Genomic DNA, 19,595 nt, shown 5'->3' on the forward strand with positions numbered 1-19,595 from the left:
CGGGAGACCGCAGTATCGGCGACCGTGTGCCCCGGGATCAGTAGGAGTAGAAGCCCTGGCCGGTCTTGCGGCCCAGGTCACCGGCGGTGGCCATCCGCTGGAGCAGCTCCGGCGGGAAGAACTTCTCGTCGGCGGTGTCGGTGTAGATGTTCTTCGTGGCGTTCAGCAGGACGTCCACGCCGGTCAGGTCGACCGTGGCCAGCGGGCCCATGGCGTGACCGAAGCCCAGCTTGCAGGCGGTGTCCAGGTCCTCGGCCGACATCACCCCGGACTCGACCAGCTTGACCGCCTCCATGGCCAGCGCGCAGATCAGCCGGGTGGTGACGAAACCGGCGATGTCCCGGTTGACCACCACCACCGTCTTGCCGATCTCCTCGGCGAACGCCTTCGCCGTGGCGAGCGTCGCATCGCTGGTCTTGTAGCCACGGACCAGCTCGCAGAGCTTCATCATCGGCACCGGGGAGAAGAAGTGGGTGCCCACCACCGACTCCGGCCGCTCGGTGGCCGTGGCGATCTGGGTCACCGGAATGGCCGAGGTGTTGGTCGCGAGCACCGCGTCGGACTTGCAGACCTTGTCCAACGCACGGAACACCTCGTGCTTGATCTCGATCTTCTCGAAGACCGCCTCCACCACGATGTCCGCGTCGGCCGCCGCCTCCAGCTCGGTGGTCGGGGTGATCCGGGCCAGGGTCGCCTCGACCTCGGACGGGTCGATCTTGCCCTTCTCGGCGAACTTCGCCAGCGACTTCCGGATGCCGTCCAGCCCTCGGGTGGTGGCCGCGTCGTCCACGTCCCGCATGGTCACCTGCCACCCGGCCTGCGCCGCCACCTGGGCGATGCCGGAACCCATCAGCCCGGCCCCGACGACCGCGAGTCGACCCGCCATCTGCTTCTCCCTCGCTGCGATTGAGTGTCTGCCAGCACCCTAGTCGGCGAGCCTGAACGACCGCTAAGCCCCCGACCGGGGCAGGGCGAGCTCGGGCGGCAGGTCAGCGCGGGTCAGGTGGTGCGGGGTCAGATGGTCAGCTCCGGGGCCTCCGGGGCGGTGCCGCGTTCCACCTTCACGCCGAGCGCCCGCAGGTCGGCCACGAAGTCCGGGTAGCCCCGGTCCACGTGGTGCACGTGCGAGACCTCGGTGACTCCGTCCGCGCAGAGCCCGGCGATGATCAGCCCGGCACCGGCCCGGATGTCGGTGGCGCGTACCGGGGCGCCGGAGAGCCGGTCCCGACCCCGTACCACCGCGTGGTGGCCGTCGGTCTTGATGTCGGCGCCGAGCCGGGTCATCTCGTTGGCGAACATGAACCGGCCGTCGAAGATGTTCTCGGTGATCAGCGACGCCCCGTCGCTGACCGCCGCCAGCCCGATCGCCATCGGCAGCAGATCGGTGGCGAAACCCGGGTAGGGCAGGGTGACCACGTCGACGGCGGTGGGCCGGTCGTCGGCGCGTACCCGGAAGGCGTCGCCCCGGGTCTCCACCAGCGCGCCGGCCGACACCAACTTGTCCAGCGCGACCTCCAGACAGGCCGGGTCGATCCCGGTGACCGTCACGTCCCCCCGGGTCATCGCCGCACCGAACGCCCAGGTGCCGGCCACGATCCGGTCCCCCACCGTGGCGTGGCGCACCGGGTGCAGCGCAGGCACCCCGGCGATACGCAGGGTGGAGCTGCCGCAGCCGGAGATCCGGGCGCCCATCCGGTTGAGCATGGTGCAGAGGTCGACGATCTCCGGCTCCCGGGCCGCGTTGTCGATCACGGTGACCCCCCGGGCCAGCACCGCCGCCATCACCAGGTTCTCGGTGGCCCCCACGCTGGGGAAGTCCAGCACGATCTCGGCACCCCGCAGGCCGTCCGGGGCGGCGGCGATGACGAAACCGTGCTCCCCGGAGACGTCCGCGCCCATCCGGGCCAGGCCGGCGATGTGCATGTCCAGGCCCCGGGAACCGATCGCGTCCCCGCCCGGATGCGCCACCCGCACGTACCCCCGGCGGGCCAGCAACGGGCCCAGCACGCAGATCGACGCCCGCAGTCGCCGTACCAGGTCGTAGTCGGCGTCCGCACCGGGCTGTTCGGGTACGTCGATGACGACCGACCGGGACCGGGCCTGCCCACCGTGGCCGACCATCGGGTCCACCGGGTCGTCCGCCTCGAACCGCACCAGGCAGCCGAGCCGGCGCAGCACCTCGCCCATGATGGCGATGTCGGTGATCCGGGGGACGTTCGTGATGACCGTCCGTCCCGGTGCCAGCAGCGCCGCCGCCATCAGCTTCAACGCCGAGTTCTTCGCCCCGACGACGTGCACCGTGCCGGCCAGCCGGGCGTCCCCGCCGACCCGGATCACCTCGACGTCGTCGACCGCCGGGTCACCGGCGTCACCCGGCCCCACCCCCATCGGCCACCCGGTCGGGGCCGGCCGGGCCGGGATCGTCAGGTCCGGTATCCGTAGGCTGTGCGTCATGGCCGTCCACCTCACGCGCATCTACACCAAGGCCGGCGACGCCGGCATGACCAGGCTGAGCAACAACGAGCAGGTGCCGAAGACCGATCCCCGGATCGCCGCGTACGCGGATGTCGACGAGTGCAACGCCGCGCTCGGCGTGGCGCTCGCCCTGGGGCAGCTCGACGACGGGCTGCGGGCCGTGCTGGAGTCGATCCAGAACGACCTGTTCGACGTCGGCGCCGACCTGGCCACCCCCGTCGAGCCGGACCCGGCGTACCCGCCGCTGCGGGTCACCGAGGAGTACGTCGAACGCCTCGAAGGCTGGTGCGACGAGTACAACGGGCGACTGGGCAAGCTCGACTCCTTCATCCTCCCCGGCGGCACCGCAGGCGCGGCACTGCTGCACGTGGCACGGACGATCGCCCGGCGCGCCGAACGGACGGCCTGGGCCCTGGTCGCCCACGATCCGGATCGCACCAGCTCCCTTCCGGCAAAGTATCTCAACCGCCTCTCCGACCTGCTGTTCATCCTGTCAAGAACGGCCAATCCGGGCGGCGATGTGCTATGGGTGCCGGGCGGCAAGCGCTGAGCACGGGCGGGCTGCACCACGTCGAGGTCTGGGTGCCCGACCTGGCCGCCGCGCAGCGGAGCTGGGGCTGGCTGCTCGGTGCGCTCGGCTGGACGCCGTACCAGGACTGGCCGGCCGGTCGGTCCTGGCGGCACGGCCCGACGTACCTGGTCATGGAGGAGTCCCCGGCGCTGTCCGGGCGGATCCACGACCGGCTCGCCCCAGGCCTCAACCACCTGGCGTTCCACGCCGGTCCGCCGGACGCGGTGGACCGGCTGGTGGCTGCCGCACCGGCCCACGGCTGGACGCTGCTCTTCGCCGACCGTCACCCGCACGCCGGTGGCCCGGACAGCTACGCCGGCTACCTCACCGACGAGCAGGGGTACGAGGTCGAACTGGTCGCCGCCACGCAACCGTAGGACCACCGGTCCGGCGGCGGGCATCGACGGTCCCGGCGGTGCGCAGCCCCTCGGTCCCGGCGCACCTGGCCGGGCGCGATCCCGATGGCCGGGCCGGCCCGGGGGGTCAGGCGGCGGGCCAGTCCTGGGACGCCATACGTGGCGAGGCCGCCCCGGGCGGGGCGGCCTCGAGCCAGGAGGAGAATCCGGTCACCGTGGAGCGGGCCATGGCGATCTCGACCGGCGCGTGTTGACTGGTACAGCGGAGGATCACCCAGTCGGACGGCATGGAGAGCCGTTCCTGCCCCTCGGGGAGACGCCGTCGTTCCACCACCAGTTCCTTGCGGGAGAGCACCCGCTTGGGCCGGAGGGCGAAGCTGAACATCCGGTACCACCGCAGTTGGTCGCCGACGAAGCGGGCGAAGCCCGGGGACCAGCCCCGACCGTCCAACACGGTGGTGACCCGGACGCTCAACCGGATGATGCCGCCGCTACGGGTGACCAGTGCCCGCCGGACGAAGAGGATCAGGACCGCGACCAGGATCACCGCGATGCCGATTGCGATCCCTTCGACGATCTCCATCGGCGGGTGGGCTCAGCGGGCCGGAGTGGCCGGGGTGGCGCTCTCGGCGAGCACTGTCACGCTCTGGGCGCCGACCGACAGGAATCCGCCGGTGATGTCGTAGGCGACCTGCTGGCCGCCGGCCTGCTTGATCCGGATCTGGCTGGGCTCGGCGAGCTGGCCGAGCAGCGGCGCGTGCCCCGGCAGCACACCCAGCTCGCCCTCGGTCGTGCGGGCGACGACCATCTCGGCCTCGCCGGACCAGACCTTCTCCTCGACGGCTACGAGGTCGACGTGAAGCTGCTGTGCCACGCTGTCTCCTTGCTGCGGCGGCGGATTGTCGAAAGTCTAGTCGGAGCCTGGTGACCTACCCAACGCGGGTGCCGAGACGTACGCCACCACCCGGCGTGTCGGCTGGCCGGGCGGTGGCGTCGGCATCTGGCGGATCACTTGGTCTTGTTACGGAACTCCGGGTGCTCCAGCAGGAAGGCGTCCAACTTCTCGTTGCCGAGGGCGGTGAAGAAGTCGTCGGCGACGGGCAGCAGCCGCTCGCCCCGGTAGCCGTTGCCGGTGCCGATCCCCTCCCCCGGCAGCTTGATCAACTCGACGTTCTCCGAGCGGATGCCCTTGAGCGCGATGGCGAAGTCGACCACGCTGCTGCCCCGGCCGTTGAAGGTCAGCGACTGACCGGCAGCCCGGATCACCCGGTCCAGCTTGATCGGGTTGGTCACCACGTCGGCGCTGAACGCCTGGCTGACCATCGCCTTGATGAACTGCTGCTGGTGGCGCTGCCGGCCGTAGTCGGCGTCGGGAACGCCGTTGCGGGGGTAACGCTGCCGGACGTAGTCCAGCGCCTGCCAGCCGTTGAGGTGCTGGTTGCCCTTCTTGTAGACCGCCTGCGGCCCGATGTAGCCCTCGCCGTACGGGTTGCCCTTGCGGTGCTTGCCGTTCGGCTCCCGGTGCTCGGACTTGACCTGACGCTCGATGTACATGTCGACACCGCCCATCGCGTCGACGATCTTCTGGAAGCCGGTGAAGTTGATGATCGCCCCGGCGTCGAACCGCTCGATCCCGGTCGCCTTCTGCACGGTCTTGGCGAGCAGTTCGAAGCCCTGCGGGGCGCTGGGGTTCTTGCCCTCCACGATGCTGCCGAACGACATCGCCGCGTTGATCTTACCGGAGCCACCCCGGTAGCCGGCCTTGTCGAACTTGGGGATGTCGACGTAGAGGTCGCGCGGAATGGAGAAGATGTACGCCTGCTCCAGCGACTCCGGCACGTGCAGCACCATGATCGAGTCGGCCAGCGGCGGGGTCTTCGCGTCCCGGGGGTCGATCCCCACCAGCAGGATGTTCAACGGGCCCTTGACGTTGCTCTTGCGCTCCTGCGCCCCGGCCGCCTTGTCACCGAAGAGGTCGGCCTTGCCCACCGAACCCTCGTAACGCGACAGCAGCGTCTCGTAGCCCACCAGGACCGCGCCGCTGAGCATCAGCAGCACGACCCCGAAGATGGTGCACGCGCGCGCCCAGCGGGGCACCCCGGACCAGATCGACCGCCTGCCGCCCTTGCCGGTCTCACCGACCGCGCCGGCCTTGCCGATCCCGCCGCCCTTACCGTCCCTGTCGCCCTTGCCGGCCTTGCCCACCAGCAGCTCCATTCGTCGCGCACGGGGACTCGTCACGAGGATTCGTCACGCCCACGAAGAGGAGACGGGCGTACCCGGTCGAAAAGTTGCACCGCGTCGACACCCGAACCCGAGAGTCGTTCTCGAAACGGTACCCCGCCTCCCGACCAGTCCTGCGCCCGGCAACCGGACACCGGCCCCCAGCAGGCACGACAACGGCCGAAGGCCACCCCGGCTCGCGCCGGGGTGGCCTTCGTGGGACGACTGTCGAGGGGCTCAGCCCTCCGACATCAGCTCCTTCGCCTTGCGCTCCAGGTCCTCCAGACCACCGCACATGAAGAAGGCCTGCTCGGGGAAGTGGTCGTACTCACCCTCGCTGATCTTCTTGAACGCCTCGATGGTCTCGGCGATCGCGACCGTCGAGCCCGGCACACCGGTGAACTGCTCGGCGGCGTAGGTGTTCTGCGAGAGGAAACGCTCGATCCGGCGGGCCCGGCCGACGGTGAGCTTGTCCTCCTCGGACAGCTCCTCGATACCGAGGATCGCGATGATGTCCTGGAGGTCCTTGTAGCGCTGGAGGATGCGCTTGACCTCGGTGGCCACCGTGAAGTGCTCCTCGCCGACGAACTCCGGGGCGAGGATCCGGGACGAGGACGCCAGCGGGTCCACGGCCGGGTAGATGCCCTTGTCGGAGATCGACCGCTCCAGGTTGGTGGTCGCGTCCAGGTGGGCGAACGTGGTGGCCGGCGCCGGGTCGGTGTAGTCGTCGGCGGGCACGTAGATCGCCTGGAGCGAGGTGATGGCCTGGCCCCGGACGGAGGTGATCCGCTCCTGGAGCTCGCCCATCTCGTCGGCCAGGGTCGGCTGGTAACCCACCGCGCTCGGCATCCGGCCGAGCAGGGTGGAGACCTCGGAACCGGCCTGGGTGAAGCGGAAGATGTTGTCGATGAAGAGCAGCACCTCCTGCTTCTTGACGTCCCGGAAGTACTCGGCCATGGTCAGCGCCGACAGCGCCACCCGCAGCCGGGTGCCCGGCGGCTCGTCCATCTGGCCGTAGACCAGCGCGGTCTTGTCGATGACGCCGGACTCGGTCATCTCGGCGATGAGGTCGTTGCCCTCACGGGTGCGCTCACCCACGCCGGCGAAGACCGAGGTGCCACCGAAGTTCCGGGCCACCCGGGTGATCATCTCCTGGATCAGCACCGTCTTGCCCACGCCCGCGCCGCCGAACAGGCCGATCTTGCCGCCCTTGACGTACGGGGCGAGCAGGTCGATGACCTTGATGCCGGTCTCCAGCATCTCGGTCTTCGGCTCCAGGTCCGCGAAGGCCGGGGCCTTGCGGTGGATGCCCCACCGGTCGTCCGCGTCGAGCGTCTCGCCCTCGGTGAGGTTGAGGCACTCGCCGATGGCGTTGAAGACGTGGCCCTTGACGGCGTCGCCCACCGGGACGGTGATCGGGGAGCCGGTGTCGACCACCTCGGCGCCCCGGACCAGACCGTCGGTCGGCTGCATGGAGATGGCGCGGATCAGGTTGTCGCCCAGGTGCTGGGCGACCTCCAGGGTCAGCGTCTTCTCACCACCGGAGAGGTTCACCTCGACGTGCAGGGCGTTGAACAGGGCCGGCATGCCGTCGCGCGGGAACTCGGCGTCGACGACCGGGCCGATGACCCGAACCACGCGACCGGTGGCCGTCCTGGTCTCTGCCGGTCCCCCGGCAACTGCGGATACAGTCATCACACTTCACTTCCCGACGCGGCCAGCGCGTTCGCGCCGCCGACGATCTCACTGATCTCCTGGGTGATCCCGGCCTGGCGGGCCGAGTTCATCTCACGCGTGTACTTCTCGATCATCTCTTCGGCGTTGTCGGTGGCGCTCTTCATCGCCCGCCGCCGGGCCGCCGACTCGCTCGCCGCCGACTCCAGCAACGCCGCGTAGATCCGCGTGTTGATGTACCTCGGCAACAGCGCGTCGAGCAGCGACTCCGCCTCCGGCTCGAACTCGTACGCCGGCAGCAGCCCCTCGGAGCGCGGCCGGTCCTCGACCTGCATCGGACCGATGATCTTGGTGACCGGGTTCTGCGTCATCAGGCTGTGGAACTCGGTGTAGACGATGTGCAACTCGTCGATGCCGAGCACGCCGTCCGGCCCGGCGTCACCGTCGGTGTCGTCGGCACCGGCGGTGAACGCCGCGATCAGCGTCTCGCCGACCTCACGGGCGTCGGCGAAGGTGGGCTGCTCCGAGAAGCCGGTCCAGTTCGCCGCGATCTGCCGGTTGCGGAACCGGTAGAACGTCAGGCCCTTGCGCCCGATGACGTAGAGCACCGGCTCCTTGCCGTCGGCGGTGAGCCGGGCGATCAGCGACTCGGCGGTCCTGATCGCGTTGGAGCTGTACCCACCGGCCAGGCCCCGGTCGGAGGTGACCAGCAGGACGCCCGCCCGCCGCACCCGCTCGCGCGGGGTGAGCAGCGGGTGGTCGATCCGGGCGTTCGAGGCCAACGCCGTGAGCACGCCGGTGATCGCCTGGGCGTACGGCAGAGACGCCGTCACCCGGGCCTGGGCCTTGGCGATGCGGCTCGTCGCCACGAGCTCCATCGCCTTGGTGATCTTCTTCATCCCCTTCGCCGAACGGATCCGTTGACGAAGAACGCGTACCTGGGCCGCCATGACTCAGCCCTACTGCTTCTCGGCGTCGCCGCCGGCGTAGCGGGTGACCGTCTCGCGGTCGGCCTCACCCTCCAGCGGCTTGGCGGGCGCGTCGTTGACCCGGTGCTCGTCGGCCTTGCCGAGGAAGACCTGCTTGAACTCGGCGATGGCCGAGTCGAGCGAGGCCGCGATGTCGTCGCCCCACTTGCCACCGGCGATCGAGGCCAGCACGCCCTCGTGCTTGTGCCGCAGGTACTGGAGGAACTCCGACTCGAAGCGACGGACCTCACCGACCGGGACGTCGTCCAGCTTGCCCTCGACGCCGGACCAGACCGAGACGACCTGCTCCTGCACCGGGTACGGCGAGTAGTTCGGCTGCTTGAGCAGCTCGACCAGCCGGGAACCCCGGTTCAGCTGGGCCTGCGAGGCCTTGTCCAGGTCGGAGGCGAAGGCGGCGAACGCCTCCAGCTCACGGAACTGGGCCAGGTTGAGCCGCAGCGAGCCGGAGACCTTCTTCATCGGCTTCATCTGCGCGGCGCCACCGACCCGGGAGACCGAGGTGCCGACGTTGATGGCCGGCCGGACGCCCTGGTTGAACAGGTCGGACTCCAGGAAGATCTGGCCGTCGGTGATGGAGATGACGTTGGTCGGGATGAAGGCCGAGATGTCGTTGGCCTTCGTCTCGATGATCGGCAGGCCGGTCATCGAGCCGCCACCCAGCGCGTCGGAGAGCTTCGCGCAGCGCTCCAGCAGGCGGGAGTGCAGGTAGAAGACGTCACCCGGGTACGCCTCACGGCCCGGCGGGCGACGCAGCAGCAGCGACACGGCCCGGTACGCCTCGGCCTGCTTGCTCAGGTCGTCGAAGACGATCAGGACGTGCTTGCCGCCGTACATCCAGTGCTGCCCGATGGACGAGCCGGTGTACGGGGCGAGGTACTTGAAGCCGGCCGGGTCGGACGCCGGGGAGGCCACGATGGTGGTGTATTCCAGCGCGCCCGCGTCCTCCAGGATGCCCTTGATCGAGGCGATCGTGGAGGCCTTCTGGCCGATGGCGACGTAGATGCAGCGGACCTGCTTCTTCGGGTCGCCGGAGCGCCAGTTGTCCCGCTGGTTGAGGATGGTGTCCAGCGCGACGGTGGTCTTGCCGGTCTTCCGGTCGCCGATGATCAGCTGCCGCTGGCCCCGACCGATCGGGGTCATCGCGTCGATCGCCTTGATGCCGGTCTGCAGCGGCTCGTCGACGGACTGCCGGGACATCACGTTCGGGGCCTGGAGCTCCAGCTCGCGGAAGCCCTCGTCGGCGATGTCGCCGAGGCCGTCGATCGGCTGGCCGAGCGCGTTGACCACGCGGCCGAGGAAGGCGTCGCCGACCGGGACGGAGAGCACCCGGCCGGTGCGCTTGACGCGCTGCCCCTCCTCCAGCTTGGCGGAGTCACCGAGAACGACGACACCGATCTCCCGGACGTCGAGGTTCAACGCCACGCCGAGCGTGCCGTCCTCGAACTCCAGGAGTTCGTTGGTCATGGTCGAGGGCAGGCCCTCGACGTGGGCGATGCCGTCACCGGTGTCGGCGACGGTGCCGACCTCCTCGCGGGAGACGTCGGTCGAGTAGGAGGAGACGTAGCGCTCCAGGGCGCCGCGGATCTCCTCCGTCGAGATGGTCAGCTCGGCCATCCTCTGCTTCCTTAAAATTCAGGGGCCCGGGATACCTAGTACCGACCGGTCCGAATGGCGTCGATCAAAGGGCGGCGAGGCCGCTGGTCAGCGCTGCACGAGCGCGTTGCGGGTCTCGTTGAGGCGGCGCAGGACGGTGCCGTCGTACAGGTCGGAACCGACCCGCACGCTCACCCCACCGAGCACCTCCGGGTCGACCGTCTGCTTGACGGAAACCTCTCGACCGTACATCGCGGAGAGGCGGGCACCGAGCCGTCGCTCGTCGGCCTCACTCAACGGGGCAGCCACGGTCACGTACGCGACCTGGCGGTCCCGCCGGTCGGCGGCCAGCTCGACCAGCCGGGTGAGCGCCCCGGTGAAGGAGCGTCCCCCGAACCCGCCGAGAGCCACCTCGACGAGGCGGACGGTGACCGGACGGGCCTTGCCGGCGAGCAGTTCCCGGGCCAGCGCGGCCCGCTGCCCGGCCGGGGCGATCGGGTCGGCCAGCGCCGCGGAGAGCGCGGACTGACCGGTGACCACCTGGCCGAAACGGAACAGCTCGTCCTCGACCTCACCGAGGTCGCCGGCGGAGTCGGCGCTGGCCAGCAGCGCCTCCACCCCGAGCCGCTCGGTGCCGTCGAGCAGCTCCGACGGTGCCGACCAACGGCCGGCGACCAGGCCGGACAGCAGGTCGAGCGCGTCCGCGCCGATCTTGCCGGCCAGGATGCCGGTGAGCAGCGCCGCACGGTCGTCGCCGCTGCGGGCCGGGTCGGACAGCGCCCGGCGCAGCCGCGGCTCACCCCGCAACAGGGCGGCGACGGCGAGGATGTCGTCGGCGGTGGAGGCCACCACCGACGGCTCCGCACCGCGGACGTACGCGTCGAGGCGCTCGGCCGCGATCGCGTACGACTCCCGGCTGGCGGCCTGCATCAGCGGGCCCCCGTGCTCTCGAGGTTGCTCAGGAACCGGTCGACGGTGCCCTTGCGGCGGGCCTCGTCGGCCAGCGACTCCCCGACGATCTTGCTGGCCAGGTCGACCGCGATGGTGCCCACCTCGGTACGCAGCTCGCGCACGATGGTGGCCCGCTCCGCGGCGAGCTGCTCCTTGCCGGCCGCGATGATCCGGTCGGATTCCTCCCGCGCCTTGCCGAGGATGTCCTGCCGGATGCCCTCCGCGTCGGCCCGGGCGTCGTCCCGGATCTTGGCAGCGTCGGTACGCGCCTCGGCGAGCTGCGCGCGGTACTGCTCGAGGAGCTGGTTGGCCTCGGCCTGGGCGGCCTCGGCGCGCTTGATGCCGCCCTCGATCGCGTCGACCCGGGCCTGGAACGTCTGTTCCATGCGGGGGAAGACGAACTTCATCAGGACGAAGCAGAGTACGGCGAAGGCGACGCTGCCGACCACGATCTCCTGCCAGATCGGGATGATCGGGTTGTGCGTCGACTCACCACCCTCAGCGGCGAGGAAGTACATGGATGACCTCCTGGTCTGCGGGGACTGGGTCAGCCGGCCCAGATGAAGCCGAAGGCGATGCCCAGCAGCGCGAGCGCCTCGATGACGGCGAAGCCGATCCAGACGTACGGCAGGGTCATCCGGGACGACTCCGGCTGGCGGGCGGTCGACTGGATGTAGGCGGCGAAGACCAGGCCGACGCCGATGCCCGGGCCGATGGCGGCGAGGCCGTAGCCGATGGCGGCGGTGCTGCCGGTGACCTCGGCGAGAACGCTAGCGTCCATGGGTGTGGTTCCTCCTGGGTATCTCGCGTGACTCTCACGCGGGACGACAACGGGTTGATGCGGTGGACCAGTGCTCGCACGCTGGCGAGCCCCCGCCCGGTGGACCAGTGCTCGCTCGCGAGCCCCCGCCCGGTGGATCAGTGCTCGTCGGCGAGCGCGCCCTGCACGTAGCTTGCGGTGAGGACGGTGAAGACGTATGCCTGCAGGCAGATGACCAGGAACTCGAGGAAGGTCAGCGCGATGGTCATCACCCAGGACAGCACCGAGACCGGCGCCAGCCAGGCGTTGGCGCTGATCATCGCGAAGCCGCCGAGGGTGAAGACCAGCAGCAGCATGTGCCCGGCGAACATGTTGGCGAACAGACGCACGGCCAGCGAGAACGGCCGGACGATGAAGGTCGAGAAGAGCTCGATCGGGATCAGCAGCGGCAGGATGAACCAGGGGGCCGGCGGAACCAGAGAGTTCTTGAAGTACTTCACGAAGCCGTGCTGCCGGATGCCGATGTAGTTGAACAGCACGTAGCTGATCACCGCGAGGATCGCCGGGAAGGCGATGTGCGAGTTCGGCGAGATCTGGAACAGCGGCACGATCGCGAAGAAGTTGGTCAGCAGGACGAAGCAGAAGAGCGTGGTGAAGTACGGCGCGAACCGCACCCCCCGGTGCCCGAGCATGTCGACCGCGATGTTGTTGCGGACGAAGCCGTAGATCGACTCGGCGAGCCACTGCTTCTTGGTCGGGACCAGCTGTGGCTTCCGGTAGGTCGCCAGGAAGAAGATGATCAGGATGCCGGCCGCGACCCAGACCATCGCCGTGATCTTCGTGAACCAGTACGAGTCGTGCGCACCCCAGGGCAGGATGCTGGGCAGGTAGAAGTCCTCCACGCTGGGTGGGAATGCCGCCTGGCCCGCTGCCAGGACGTTCGCCTGTCCGAACACCGCGTCCCTTCCTAAGTAGGCGTGCCGAGCCGACGGACGACCAGGATGATCCCCCCGGCCATGCCGAGCACGACACCGATCCCGGTGGCGATGCCGCCGGAGTCGAGCCACTGGTCGACCAGCCAGCCGATGAAACCCCAGACGAGCATGCCCCCGATGAGGTACGAGAGCGCGGTCCAGCCCTGACCGGCGCCGGTCGGAACGTCGTCCGGACCGCCGGTGGGTTGGGGGGTTTGGTCACCAGCCATGACGGGGCGAACGATATCAGTCGGGAAGACGAGGCTGTGCCTCACCCCCCGCACAACCGTCGTTGTGTGGGCATCAGGCGGGCTCCATCGTCTGGGGGCACGCTACTCCCCTTCGGCCAGTGAGAGAATGACCGCACGCCGACAGTCGCCCACCCGTCCACCATGTGGGACGCCCGGTTCACGGTCGACGGGAATTCCCGCTGCTCAGCCACCAGATGTGCACTCCGGTCCAGACCGCCACGCCGGCGGCGATGCCGACACACAGCGGCACCAGGCCGTCCCAGCCGGTCGACGCCACCGCCACCATGACCACCCCCAGCAGGGTGAACTTGGCGATGTACAGGCCCAGCCCGAGCGGCAGCACCAACTGCGGGTTGATCGCGTCGGCCCAGGCCAGCACCACTGTGGTCAGGGTGTAGCTGAGCACGGTCACCGCCACCCCGGCCGCCGCGCCCGCCGCCGCGGCCCCGCCGCCGGTCAGCCCGCCGACCACCGCCGCGACCGCCCCCAACACCGCCGAGGCGGCCAGCAGCACCGGCAGGTGGCGCAACCGCCAGCCCCGTTCGTCGGCCACCTCCGGCGCGCGTACCCCCGGCTCAGCCACGCGGTCCCACCGGATCGCCGACCAGCCTGACCAGCTGCGGACCGGCGGCGTCGAACCGGTCGGAGGCCGGCACCCACGAGGTGCGCTTCACGTTCTCCACAGCGAAAGAGTCTACGGAGCCGCACACTGGTGACCGTGAGATGCCTCGTCACCGGCGCGACCGGATACATCGGCGGACGGCTCGCGCCCCGCCTGATCGCCGAGGGGCACCAGGTGCGCTGCCTGGCCCGCAAGGCCGGTCGGCTGCGCGACGTGCCCTGGGCGGCCCGCGCCGAGGTCACCGAGGGGGACCTGCGCAAACCCGAGACGCTGGCAGCCGCGTTCGCCGACGTCGACGTCGCGTACTACCTGGTGCACTCGCTCGGGCAGGGCGACTTCGAGGCCGCCGACCGGGAGGCCGCCACCAACTTCGCCGCAGCCGCCGCGGCAGCCGGCGTACGCCGCATCGTCTACCTCGGTGGGCCGGAGCCGGCGGGCGGCGACAGCGTGTCGTCGCCGCACCTGCGGTCCCGGGCCGAGGTGGCCCGGATCCTGCTGGCCGGCGACGTACCCACGGTGGTGCTGCGGGCCGCCGTGATCATCGGGTCCGGGTCGGCCTCGTTCGAGATGCTGCGCTACCTCACCGAACGGCTGCCGGCCATGATCACCCCCCGGTGGGTCCGCAACCGCATCCAGCCGATCGCCGTCCGGGACGTGCTGCGCTACCTGGTCGGCTGTGCCACCCTGCCACCCGAGGTGGACCGGGCCTTCGACATCGGTGGGCCGGACGTGCTCACCTTCCGGGAGATGATGCAGCGCTACGCGCAGGTCGCCGGCCTACGCCGCCGGATCATCGTGCCGGTCCGTCCGCTCACCCCGTCGCTCTCCTCGCACTGGGTGGGGCTGATCACCCCGGTGCCGAACGCCATCGCCCGGCCCCTGGTCGAGAGCCTGATCCACGAGGCGGTGACGCACGAACACGACATCGCCCGCTGGTTGCCCGACCCGCCGGGCGGGCTGACCGGCTTCGACGACGCCGTCGCGCTGGCCCTGACCAAGGTGCGCGACGCCCAGGTGGAGACCCGCTGGTCCAACGCGAGCGGCCCGGACGCGCCGGCCGAGCCGCTGCCGTCGGATCCGGACTGGTCCGGCGGCACGGTCTACACCGACGTACGGGAACGTGCGGTCGACGCCCCACCGGGCGCGCTCTGGCGGGTCATCGAGGGCGTCGGCGGCGAACACGGGTGGTACTCGTTCCCGCTCGCCTGGTCGGTACGCGGCTGGCTGGACCGACTGGTCGGCGGGGTCGGACTGCGTCGGGGCCGACGCGACCCGCACCACCTCCAGGTCGGTGAGGCGCTGGACTTCTGGCGGGTGGAGGAGATCGTCCCCGGCGAGCTGCTGCGGCTGCGCGCCGAGATGCGGCTACCCGGTCGGGCCTGGCTGGAGCTGCGCGCCGAGCCGGCCGGCGCGGGCCGCAGCCGCTACGTCCAACGCGCCGTCTTCCTCCCCCGCGGCCTGCCCGGTCACCTCTACTGGCACTCGGTGGCACCCTTCCACGCCGTCATCTTCGGCGGCATGGCCCGCAACATCGCCAACCACGCCCCCACCCGCTGACCCCGCTCAGTTGCCCGTACGGGGGGCCGGGGCGGGGCGGTAGGTGATCGACTCGCCGGGTGGGACGAAGTCCCGGACCGGGGCATCGGCCAGGGCGGCGAACAGGATGCGGCCCACCGCGTCGACCATCCGGGACTGGACGGCGGCACCGACGGCGTCGCGTGGGTCGTCCGGGTTGGCGGCGATCTGGGCCACCGCGAGCTGCGGGGTGAAAGCCACCACCGACTCGGTCTCGTTCCGCTCCGAACTGCCGGTCTTGCCGGCCACCGGGCGACCCAGCCCCGTCCGGAGCTTCTCCGCCGTGCCACCGTCGCAGCGGCGGTACATCGACTGGTCGCCGACCGGGCAGCGGGCCGCGTCGGCGGCGGCCCGGGCCACCTCGGTGTCGACCACCTGCCGGCAGTCGGGCCGACCGGCGGCCACCTCCTTCCCGGCGTTGTCCCTGATCGACACGACCGGCAGCGGCGCACACCAGGTCCCCTCGGCGGCCACCGTGGCGTACGCGTTGGCCAGGTCGAGCGGGGTGGTGGAGGAGACCCCCAGGGTGAACGCCCCCCAGTCGCGGGCCCCGGACCGGGCCAGTTCGGCGTCGTCGGCGGCGCGGAACCGGATGCCCAGCCGCTCGGCCATCTCCACCACCCGCTCCGCGCCGACCTGCTCGGTGAGCCAGGCGAAGTAGGTGTTCACCGAACGGCCGAAGGCGGTCCACATGGTGCGGTAGCCGTCCATCCACTCGGGGGTGGCGTTGGCCGGGCACCACCGGCCGCCGCAACTGGCCCGGGCGTCGTCGGTCGGGAAGCGGGTCACGATCCGGCTGGGCGCGATGAAACCCGTCTCCAGGGGCCGCCCGGACTCCAGGGCGGCCAGCAGGGTGAACAGCTTGAACGTCGAGCCGGCCTGGTAGCCCTCGATGCCGCCGCCACCGGCGATCAGCTGGTTGACCGTGTTCGGATAGTTCCGCTGCCCGGCCGGGTTGGGGGTGACGCTGTAGTGGCGGTTCACCGCCAGGGCGAGCACCCGCCCGGTGCCGGGCTGGACCACCGCCACCGGCGCCGCCCGGGGATCGTCGACGTCGTAGATGTCGGTCGCCTGGCGGACGGCGGAACGCTGCACGGCCGGGTCGAGCGAGGAGACGATCCGGAAGCCGCCCCGGCGCAGGTTGTCCTGCCGCTCGGCGGCGGTGGCACCGAAGGCGGGCTGGTCGCTCCACCACTGGGTGAACCAGTCGCAGAAGAAACCCCAGTCGTTGCGCTGCTCGGGCACGGCGGTGCAGTCGTTCGGCGTCCGGCTGGGGCGCAACGTCAGCGGCGCGTCCCGGGCCACCGCCGCGTCCTCCGCCGGCACCTGGGCCAACGCCACCATCCGGTCCAGCACGTACGACCGGCGGGTCAACGCCGCGTCGGCGTCGCCGTTGATCGGATCGTCGGTGTCCGGGGAGCGGACCAGCCCGGCCAGCAGCGTCGCCTGGGCCAGGGTCAGCCTGGCCGGGGTGGTGGAGAAGTACCGCTTGGCCGCCGCGGCGATGCCGTACGCCCCGGCACCGAAGTACGCGATGTTGAGGTAGCGGGTGAGGATCTCGTCCTTGGTCAGTTCGCGCTCCAGCGCCAGGGCGTACCGCATCTCCTGGAGCTTGCGGGCGGTGCTGATCTCGGTGGCCTTCTTCCGCTGCTCCTTGGTCAGCCGGGGATCGCTGCTGAGCACGTTACGGACGTACTGCATGGTCAGCGTGGAGGCACCCTGCCGGGCCCGGCCGTCGCGCTGGTTGGCGGTGAAGGCCCGGACCACGCCCCGCACGTCGACACCCCGGTGCTGGTAGAACCGGGCGTCCTCGGCGGCCACGATCGCCTGCCGCATCACCGGGGCGACCTTGGCCAGCGGCACGTCCACCCGGTCCTCGGTGTAGAACGAGGTGATCAGGGTGACGCCGTCGGCGGCGTAGAGGGTGGAGCGTTGGGCGGTGGGTGGGGTGCGCAGCGTGTTGGGCAGTTCGGCGTAGGAGGATGCCAGCCCGCCGAAGCCGATGCCGAACACCAGGGCGAGCGGCAGGGCGGCCGCCGCCAGCACCAGACCGGCGAGCACGCCGGCGATCAGCACGGTGAACACCTTGTCGAGGTGGGCCCGGATCATCAGTGCTCCCCGCAGGAGTCGTCAGGACCCGTTCAGCATGACCCGCAAAACCACCCGAACTCTCATCTTTCCCCGAAACCGGAGGAAGATCGCGAGAAGGACACGGCGCGCACTGCGGGACACGCCGCACCCATCACCCGCAGGAGACCGGAACCGCCACCCGCCGCAACCGGCGCGGCCGGGAGCCCGGCGCCCCGCCTTGAAGCCAGCGCAGCGAGAAGACCGGAAGCCAGCGCAGCGAGAAGATCAGGGCAGCAGCGCCGAGGCGAGCGGGTGCACCGTCTCCTCGATCTCGTCGGCCACCCGGCTGAAGCACTGGTCACCCCGGCCCCACGGATCGTCCAGGTCGTCGGAGTGCAACGAGGCCGTCCCCTGCCGGGCCGCGTCGACCGCCGCCACCAGGGCCACCCCCCGGGCGTACACGGCGTCCGGGGTGGCCTGGGCCGATGGCAGAGCGGCCACGTCCACCGTGGCGAGCAGCCGGCCGAACTCCCCCAGCACGAAGGTGCGACCGGCCGCGTCCGGGCGCAACGCCACCACGTACTCCTGCTGGTCGGCGGTGGCGGTGAGGACGAGGTCGGCGGCGTCGATCAGGTCGGAACGCAGCTTGCGGGCGGCGAACCCGTCCACGTCACCACCCCGGCCCAGCACCTGCCGGGCGGCGGGCGGGTTCATCTCCTCCCCCGCGTGCCAGCCGCCGGTGCCGGCGCTGTGGCTGTGCAGCAACGCGTCCGAGCCGGCCGGGTCGACGCCGAGCCGGCCGGACCGCTCGCGGACGGCGAGCACCAGCAACCGCTCGGCCATCGGGGACCGGCAGATGTTGCCCATGCAGACGTGCAGGACGGTGAACGGCGGCACTCAGGCTCCCCGCTCGTCGAGGATGTCCGGCGCCACGTCACGGAGCTGGTCCAGGTTGATCGCGCCGACCCGGAGCAGCCGGGGCACCTCGGCGGTCAGGTCGACGATGGTGCTCGGCACCGGATCGGGGCACTCCCCGGCCTCCAGATAGACCCGCACCGAGTAGCTGAGCTGGTCGCGGGCCTGCTCGGCGGTCAGTGCCGCCGGCTGGCCCACCTTGTTGGCCGAGGCCACCGCCATCGGGCCGGTCTCCCGCAGCACCTCCAGCGCCACCGGGTGCAACGGCATCCGCACCGCGACCGTCCCGCTGGCGTCGCCCAGGTCCCAGGCGAGGCTCGGCGAGTGCTCCACCACGATGGTCAACGCCCCCGGCCAGAACGCCTCGACCAGGTCACGGGCCGCCTTGGGCAGCGAGAAGACCAGGCCGTCGAGGGTGTGCCGGGAACCGATCAACACCGGCGGCGCCTGCTGGCTGCCGCCCCGGGCATCGGAGAGGGCCTTCACCGCGTACGGGGTGAACGCGTCCGCGCCGATCCCGTAGACCGTGTCGGTGGGCAGAACGACCAGCTCGCCGTTCTTGACCGCCTCGATCGCCGCGGCGACACCGCGGTCCCGGTCGGCGGGCGACCGACAGTCGTAGAGCATCACGAGGAGCCAGTCTGCCACGCCGACGCCCGGACGGCGTGCGGGCCGTCCGACCGGCGGGACGCGGTGGCGAACCGGGCCCGCCCGGCCAGGTCCCGGTGGGCCCGCACCGCCGCGTACCGGCCGTCGGCGGTGAGCAGCGCCGGCACCGCCGCGCCGTGCGTGTCGTCGTGCTCGACGCCCAGCTCGCCGCCGGGTCGTAGCAGCTCGGCCGCCCGGCGCAGCACCGGCCGCAACACCGTCAACCCGTCGGCCCCGCCGAACACCGCCTCGTCCGGGTCGTACCCGGCCACCTCCGGCGGGACCGCCACCGCACGCGGCACGTACGGCGGGTTGCACAGCAGCACGTCCACCGCACCGACCAGGTCGGCGAGCAGCCCCGCACCGGTGACGTCGGCCACCACCACCTCGACCGGCCGGTCCCCGGCGGCGGCCCGCTCGGCGGCGTTGCGGCGCAGCCAGGGCAGCGCGGCCGGGGACCGCTCCACCGCCACCACCCGGGCCGCCGGCACCTCCTGGGCCACCGCCAGCGCGATCGCCCCCGAACCGCTGCACAGGTCGACCACCACCGGGGCGTCCCGGGTCAGCGCCCGCTCGATCCCCCAGCCGGCCAGCAGCTCCGTCTCCGGGCGGGGCACGAAGACCCCCGGCCCGACCGCCAGCTCCAGGTGCCGGAAACCGGCCCGGCCGGTCAGGTGCTGCAACGGCTCACGATCGGCCCGCCGGGCCACCAGCGCCTCGTAGCGGGTCCGCTGGGCGTGGGTGAAGCCGTCGGACAGCACGAGCCGCCCCCGGGGCACCTCCAGCACGTACGCGGCGAGCTGCTCCGCCTCGGCGCGGGCCGACGCCACCCCGGCGGCGGCGAGGGTACGGGCGGCTCGGGCCACCACGGGCGAAGTCCGCTCGCGTTCTGTCCCTTCGGACGGGTGGCGCGGGAGTGAGGTCACGCCATAATCATGAGGCGTCGCC

General features: G+C 71.1%; 21 protein-coding genes. 3 read left to right on the forward strand and 18 right to left on the reverse strand.

Going from position 1 to position 19,595, the window contains the following annotated elements:
* Nucleotides 1-37 precede the first annotated feature (37 nt).
* On the reverse strand, nt 38-886 hold the full coding sequence (locus ACQP2H_RS25155; protein WP_219464435.1) for a 3-hydroxyacyl-CoA dehydrogenase family protein: 849 nt from the start codon (nt 884-886) through the stop codon (nt 38-40).
* Nucleotides 887-1,014: 128 nt separating this feature from the next.
* Nucleotides 1,015-2,454 carry a UDP-N-acetylglucosamine 1-carboxyvinyltransferase gene (gene murA, locus ACQP2H_RS25160; RefSeq protein ID WP_219464436.1) on the reverse strand — a complete coding sequence of 480 codons (1,440 nt, stop codon included), beginning with the start codon at nt 2,452-2,454 and terminating at the stop codon, nt 1,015-1,017.
* On the opposite strand from murA, the gene ACQP2H_RS25165 reads away from it, so the two are divergent.
* Nucleotides 2,453-3,025 carry a cob(I)yrinic acid a,c-diamide adenosyltransferase gene (locus tag ACQP2H_RS25165; RefSeq protein WP_208568414.1) on the forward strand — a complete coding sequence of 191 codons (573 nt, stop codon included), beginning with the start codon at nt 2,453-2,455 and terminating at the stop codon, nt 3,023-3,025. The two genes, murA and ACQP2H_RS25165, sit on opposite strands and share 2 nt — an antisense overlap.
* Complete coding sequence (locus ACQP2H_RS25170; protein WP_208568413.1) at nt 3,001-3,423, forward strand: VOC family protein; 423 nt, start codon at nt 3,001-3,003, stop codon at nt 3,421-3,423. Before ACQP2H_RS25165 ends, ACQP2H_RS25170 begins: the two co-directional genes overlap by 25 nt.
* A 106-nt stretch (nt 3,424-3,529) precedes the next feature.
* Here ACQP2H_RS25170 and ACQP2H_RS25175 read toward each other — a convergent pair whose 3' ends face one another.
* The 12 genes from ACQP2H_RS25175 to ACQP2H_RS25230 all read right to left on the reverse strand — a co-directional run bounded on the left by ACQP2H_RS25175 (nt 3,530) and on the right by ACQP2H_RS25230 (nt 13,400).
* Entirely contained in the window at nt 3,530-3,985 is a 456-nt protein-coding gene (locus ACQP2H_RS25175) for a DUF2550 domain-containing protein (RefSeq protein ID WP_208568412.1), read from the reverse strand.
* A gap of 12 nt (nt 3,986-3,997) precedes the next feature.
* Nucleotides 3,998-4,276 (reverse strand): F0F1 ATP synthase subunit epsilon, encoded by a 279-nt coding sequence (locus ACQP2H_RS25180; protein WP_219464438.1) that lies wholly within the window; start codon nt 4,274-4,276, stop codon nt 3,998-4,000.
* A gap of 134 nt (nt 4,277-4,410) precedes the next feature.
* On the reverse strand, nt 4,411-5,643 hold the full coding sequence (locus ACQP2H_RS25185; protein WP_433229107.1) for an LCP family protein: 1,233 nt from the start codon (nt 5,641-5,643) through the stop codon (nt 4,411-4,413).
* Nucleotides 5,644-5,862: 219 nt separating this feature from the next.
* A complete protein-coding gene (gene atpD, locus ACQP2H_RS25190; RefSeq protein WP_208568410.1) occupies nt 5,863-7,320 on the reverse strand; it encodes a F0F1 ATP synthase subunit beta in 1,458 nt (485 codons plus the stop codon).
* Nucleotides 7,320-8,249, reverse strand: a complete 930-nt coding sequence (locus tag ACQP2H_RS25195) for a F0F1 ATP synthase subunit gamma (RefSeq protein WP_219464440.1) — start codon at nt 8,247-8,249, stop codon at nt 7,320-7,322. The genes atpD and ACQP2H_RS25195 overlap by 1 nt, the downstream gene beginning before the upstream one ends.
* Nucleotides 8,250-8,258: 9 nt before the next feature.
* Entirely contained in the window at nt 8,259-9,902 is a 1,644-nt protein-coding gene (gene atpA, locus ACQP2H_RS25200; protein WP_219464442.1) for a F0F1 ATP synthase subunit alpha, read from the reverse strand.
* An 87-nt stretch (nt 9,903-9,989) separates the two neighbouring features.
* Nucleotides 9,990-10,811: a F0F1 ATP synthase subunit delta gene (locus ACQP2H_RS25205; protein ID WP_208568407.1), complete on the reverse strand. Its 822-nt coding sequence runs from the start codon at nt 10,809-10,811 to the stop codon at nt 9,990-9,992.
* On the reverse strand, nt 10,811-11,350 hold the full coding sequence (locus tag ACQP2H_RS25210) for a F0F1 ATP synthase subunit B (RefSeq protein WP_208568406.1): 540 nt from the start codon (nt 11,348-11,350) through the stop codon (nt 10,811-10,813). Before ACQP2H_RS25210 ends, ACQP2H_RS25205 begins: the two co-directional genes overlap by 1 nt.
* A 29-nt stretch (nt 11,351-11,379) precedes the next feature.
* On the reverse strand, nt 11,380-11,613 hold the full coding sequence (locus tag ACQP2H_RS25215) for an ATP synthase subunit C (protein WP_067312849.1): 234 nt from the start codon (nt 11,611-11,613) through the stop codon (nt 11,380-11,382).
* 137 nt (nt 11,614-11,750) lie between these two features.
* Nucleotides 11,751-12,548, reverse strand: coding sequence for a F0F1 ATP synthase subunit A (gene atpB / locus ACQP2H_RS25220; protein ID WP_208568405.1), 798 nt, complete (start codon nt 12,546-12,548; stop codon nt 11,751-11,753).
* An 11-nt stretch (nt 12,549-12,559) separates the two neighbouring features.
* Nucleotides 12,560-12,796 carry an AtpZ/AtpI family protein gene (locus ACQP2H_RS25225; RefSeq protein ID WP_208568404.1) on the reverse strand — a complete coding sequence of 79 codons (237 nt, stop codon included), beginning with the start codon at nt 12,794-12,796 and terminating at the stop codon, nt 12,560-12,562.
* Between the two features lie 178 nt (nt 12,797-12,974).
* Complete coding sequence (locus tag ACQP2H_RS25230) at nt 12,975-13,400, reverse strand: hypothetical protein (protein WP_208568403.1); 426 nt, start codon at nt 13,398-13,400, stop codon at nt 12,975-12,977.
* 135 nt (nt 13,401-13,535) lie between these two features.
* Between ACQP2H_RS25230 and ACQP2H_RS25235 the strand changes: the two genes are divergently transcribed.
* On the forward strand, nt 13,536-14,996 hold the full coding sequence (locus ACQP2H_RS25235) for an SDR family oxidoreductase (protein WP_357534993.1): 1,461 nt from the start codon (nt 13,536-13,538) through the stop codon (nt 14,994-14,996).
* 6 nt (nt 14,997-15,002) lie between these two features.
* Here ACQP2H_RS25235 and ACQP2H_RS25240 read toward each other — a convergent pair whose 3' ends face one another.
* The 4 genes from ACQP2H_RS25240 to prmC form a co-directional block, all read right to left on the reverse strand.
* A complete protein-coding gene (locus ACQP2H_RS25240) occupies nt 15,003-17,123 on the reverse strand; it encodes a transglycosylase domain-containing protein (protein ID WP_357534995.1) in 2,121 nt (706 codons plus the stop codon).
* A 246-nt stretch (nt 17,124-17,369) separates the two neighbouring features.
* Complete coding sequence (locus ACQP2H_RS25245) at nt 17,370-17,981, reverse strand: phosphotyrosine protein phosphatase (protein WP_433229112.1); 612 nt, start codon at nt 17,979-17,981, stop codon at nt 17,370-17,372.
* On the reverse strand, nt 17,982-18,626 hold the full coding sequence (locus tag ACQP2H_RS25250) for an L-threonylcarbamoyladenylate synthase (RefSeq protein WP_363823426.1): 645 nt from the start codon (nt 18,624-18,626) through the stop codon (nt 17,982-17,984).
* Nucleotides 18,626-19,516 (reverse strand): peptide chain release factor N(5)-glutamine methyltransferase, encoded by an 891-nt coding sequence (gene prmC / locus ACQP2H_RS25255; protein WP_374197521.1) that lies wholly within the window; start codon nt 19,514-19,516, stop codon nt 18,626-18,628. The genes ACQP2H_RS25250 and prmC overlap by 1 nt, the downstream gene beginning before the upstream one ends.
* Nucleotides 19,517-19,595: the final 79 nt, after the last annotated feature.

The organism is Micromonospora sp. CA-248260 (assembly GCF_050942205.1).
Taxonomy (GTDB): domain Bacteria; phylum Actinomycetota; class Actinomycetes; order Mycobacteriales; family Micromonosporaceae; genus Micromonospora; species Micromonospora antibiotica.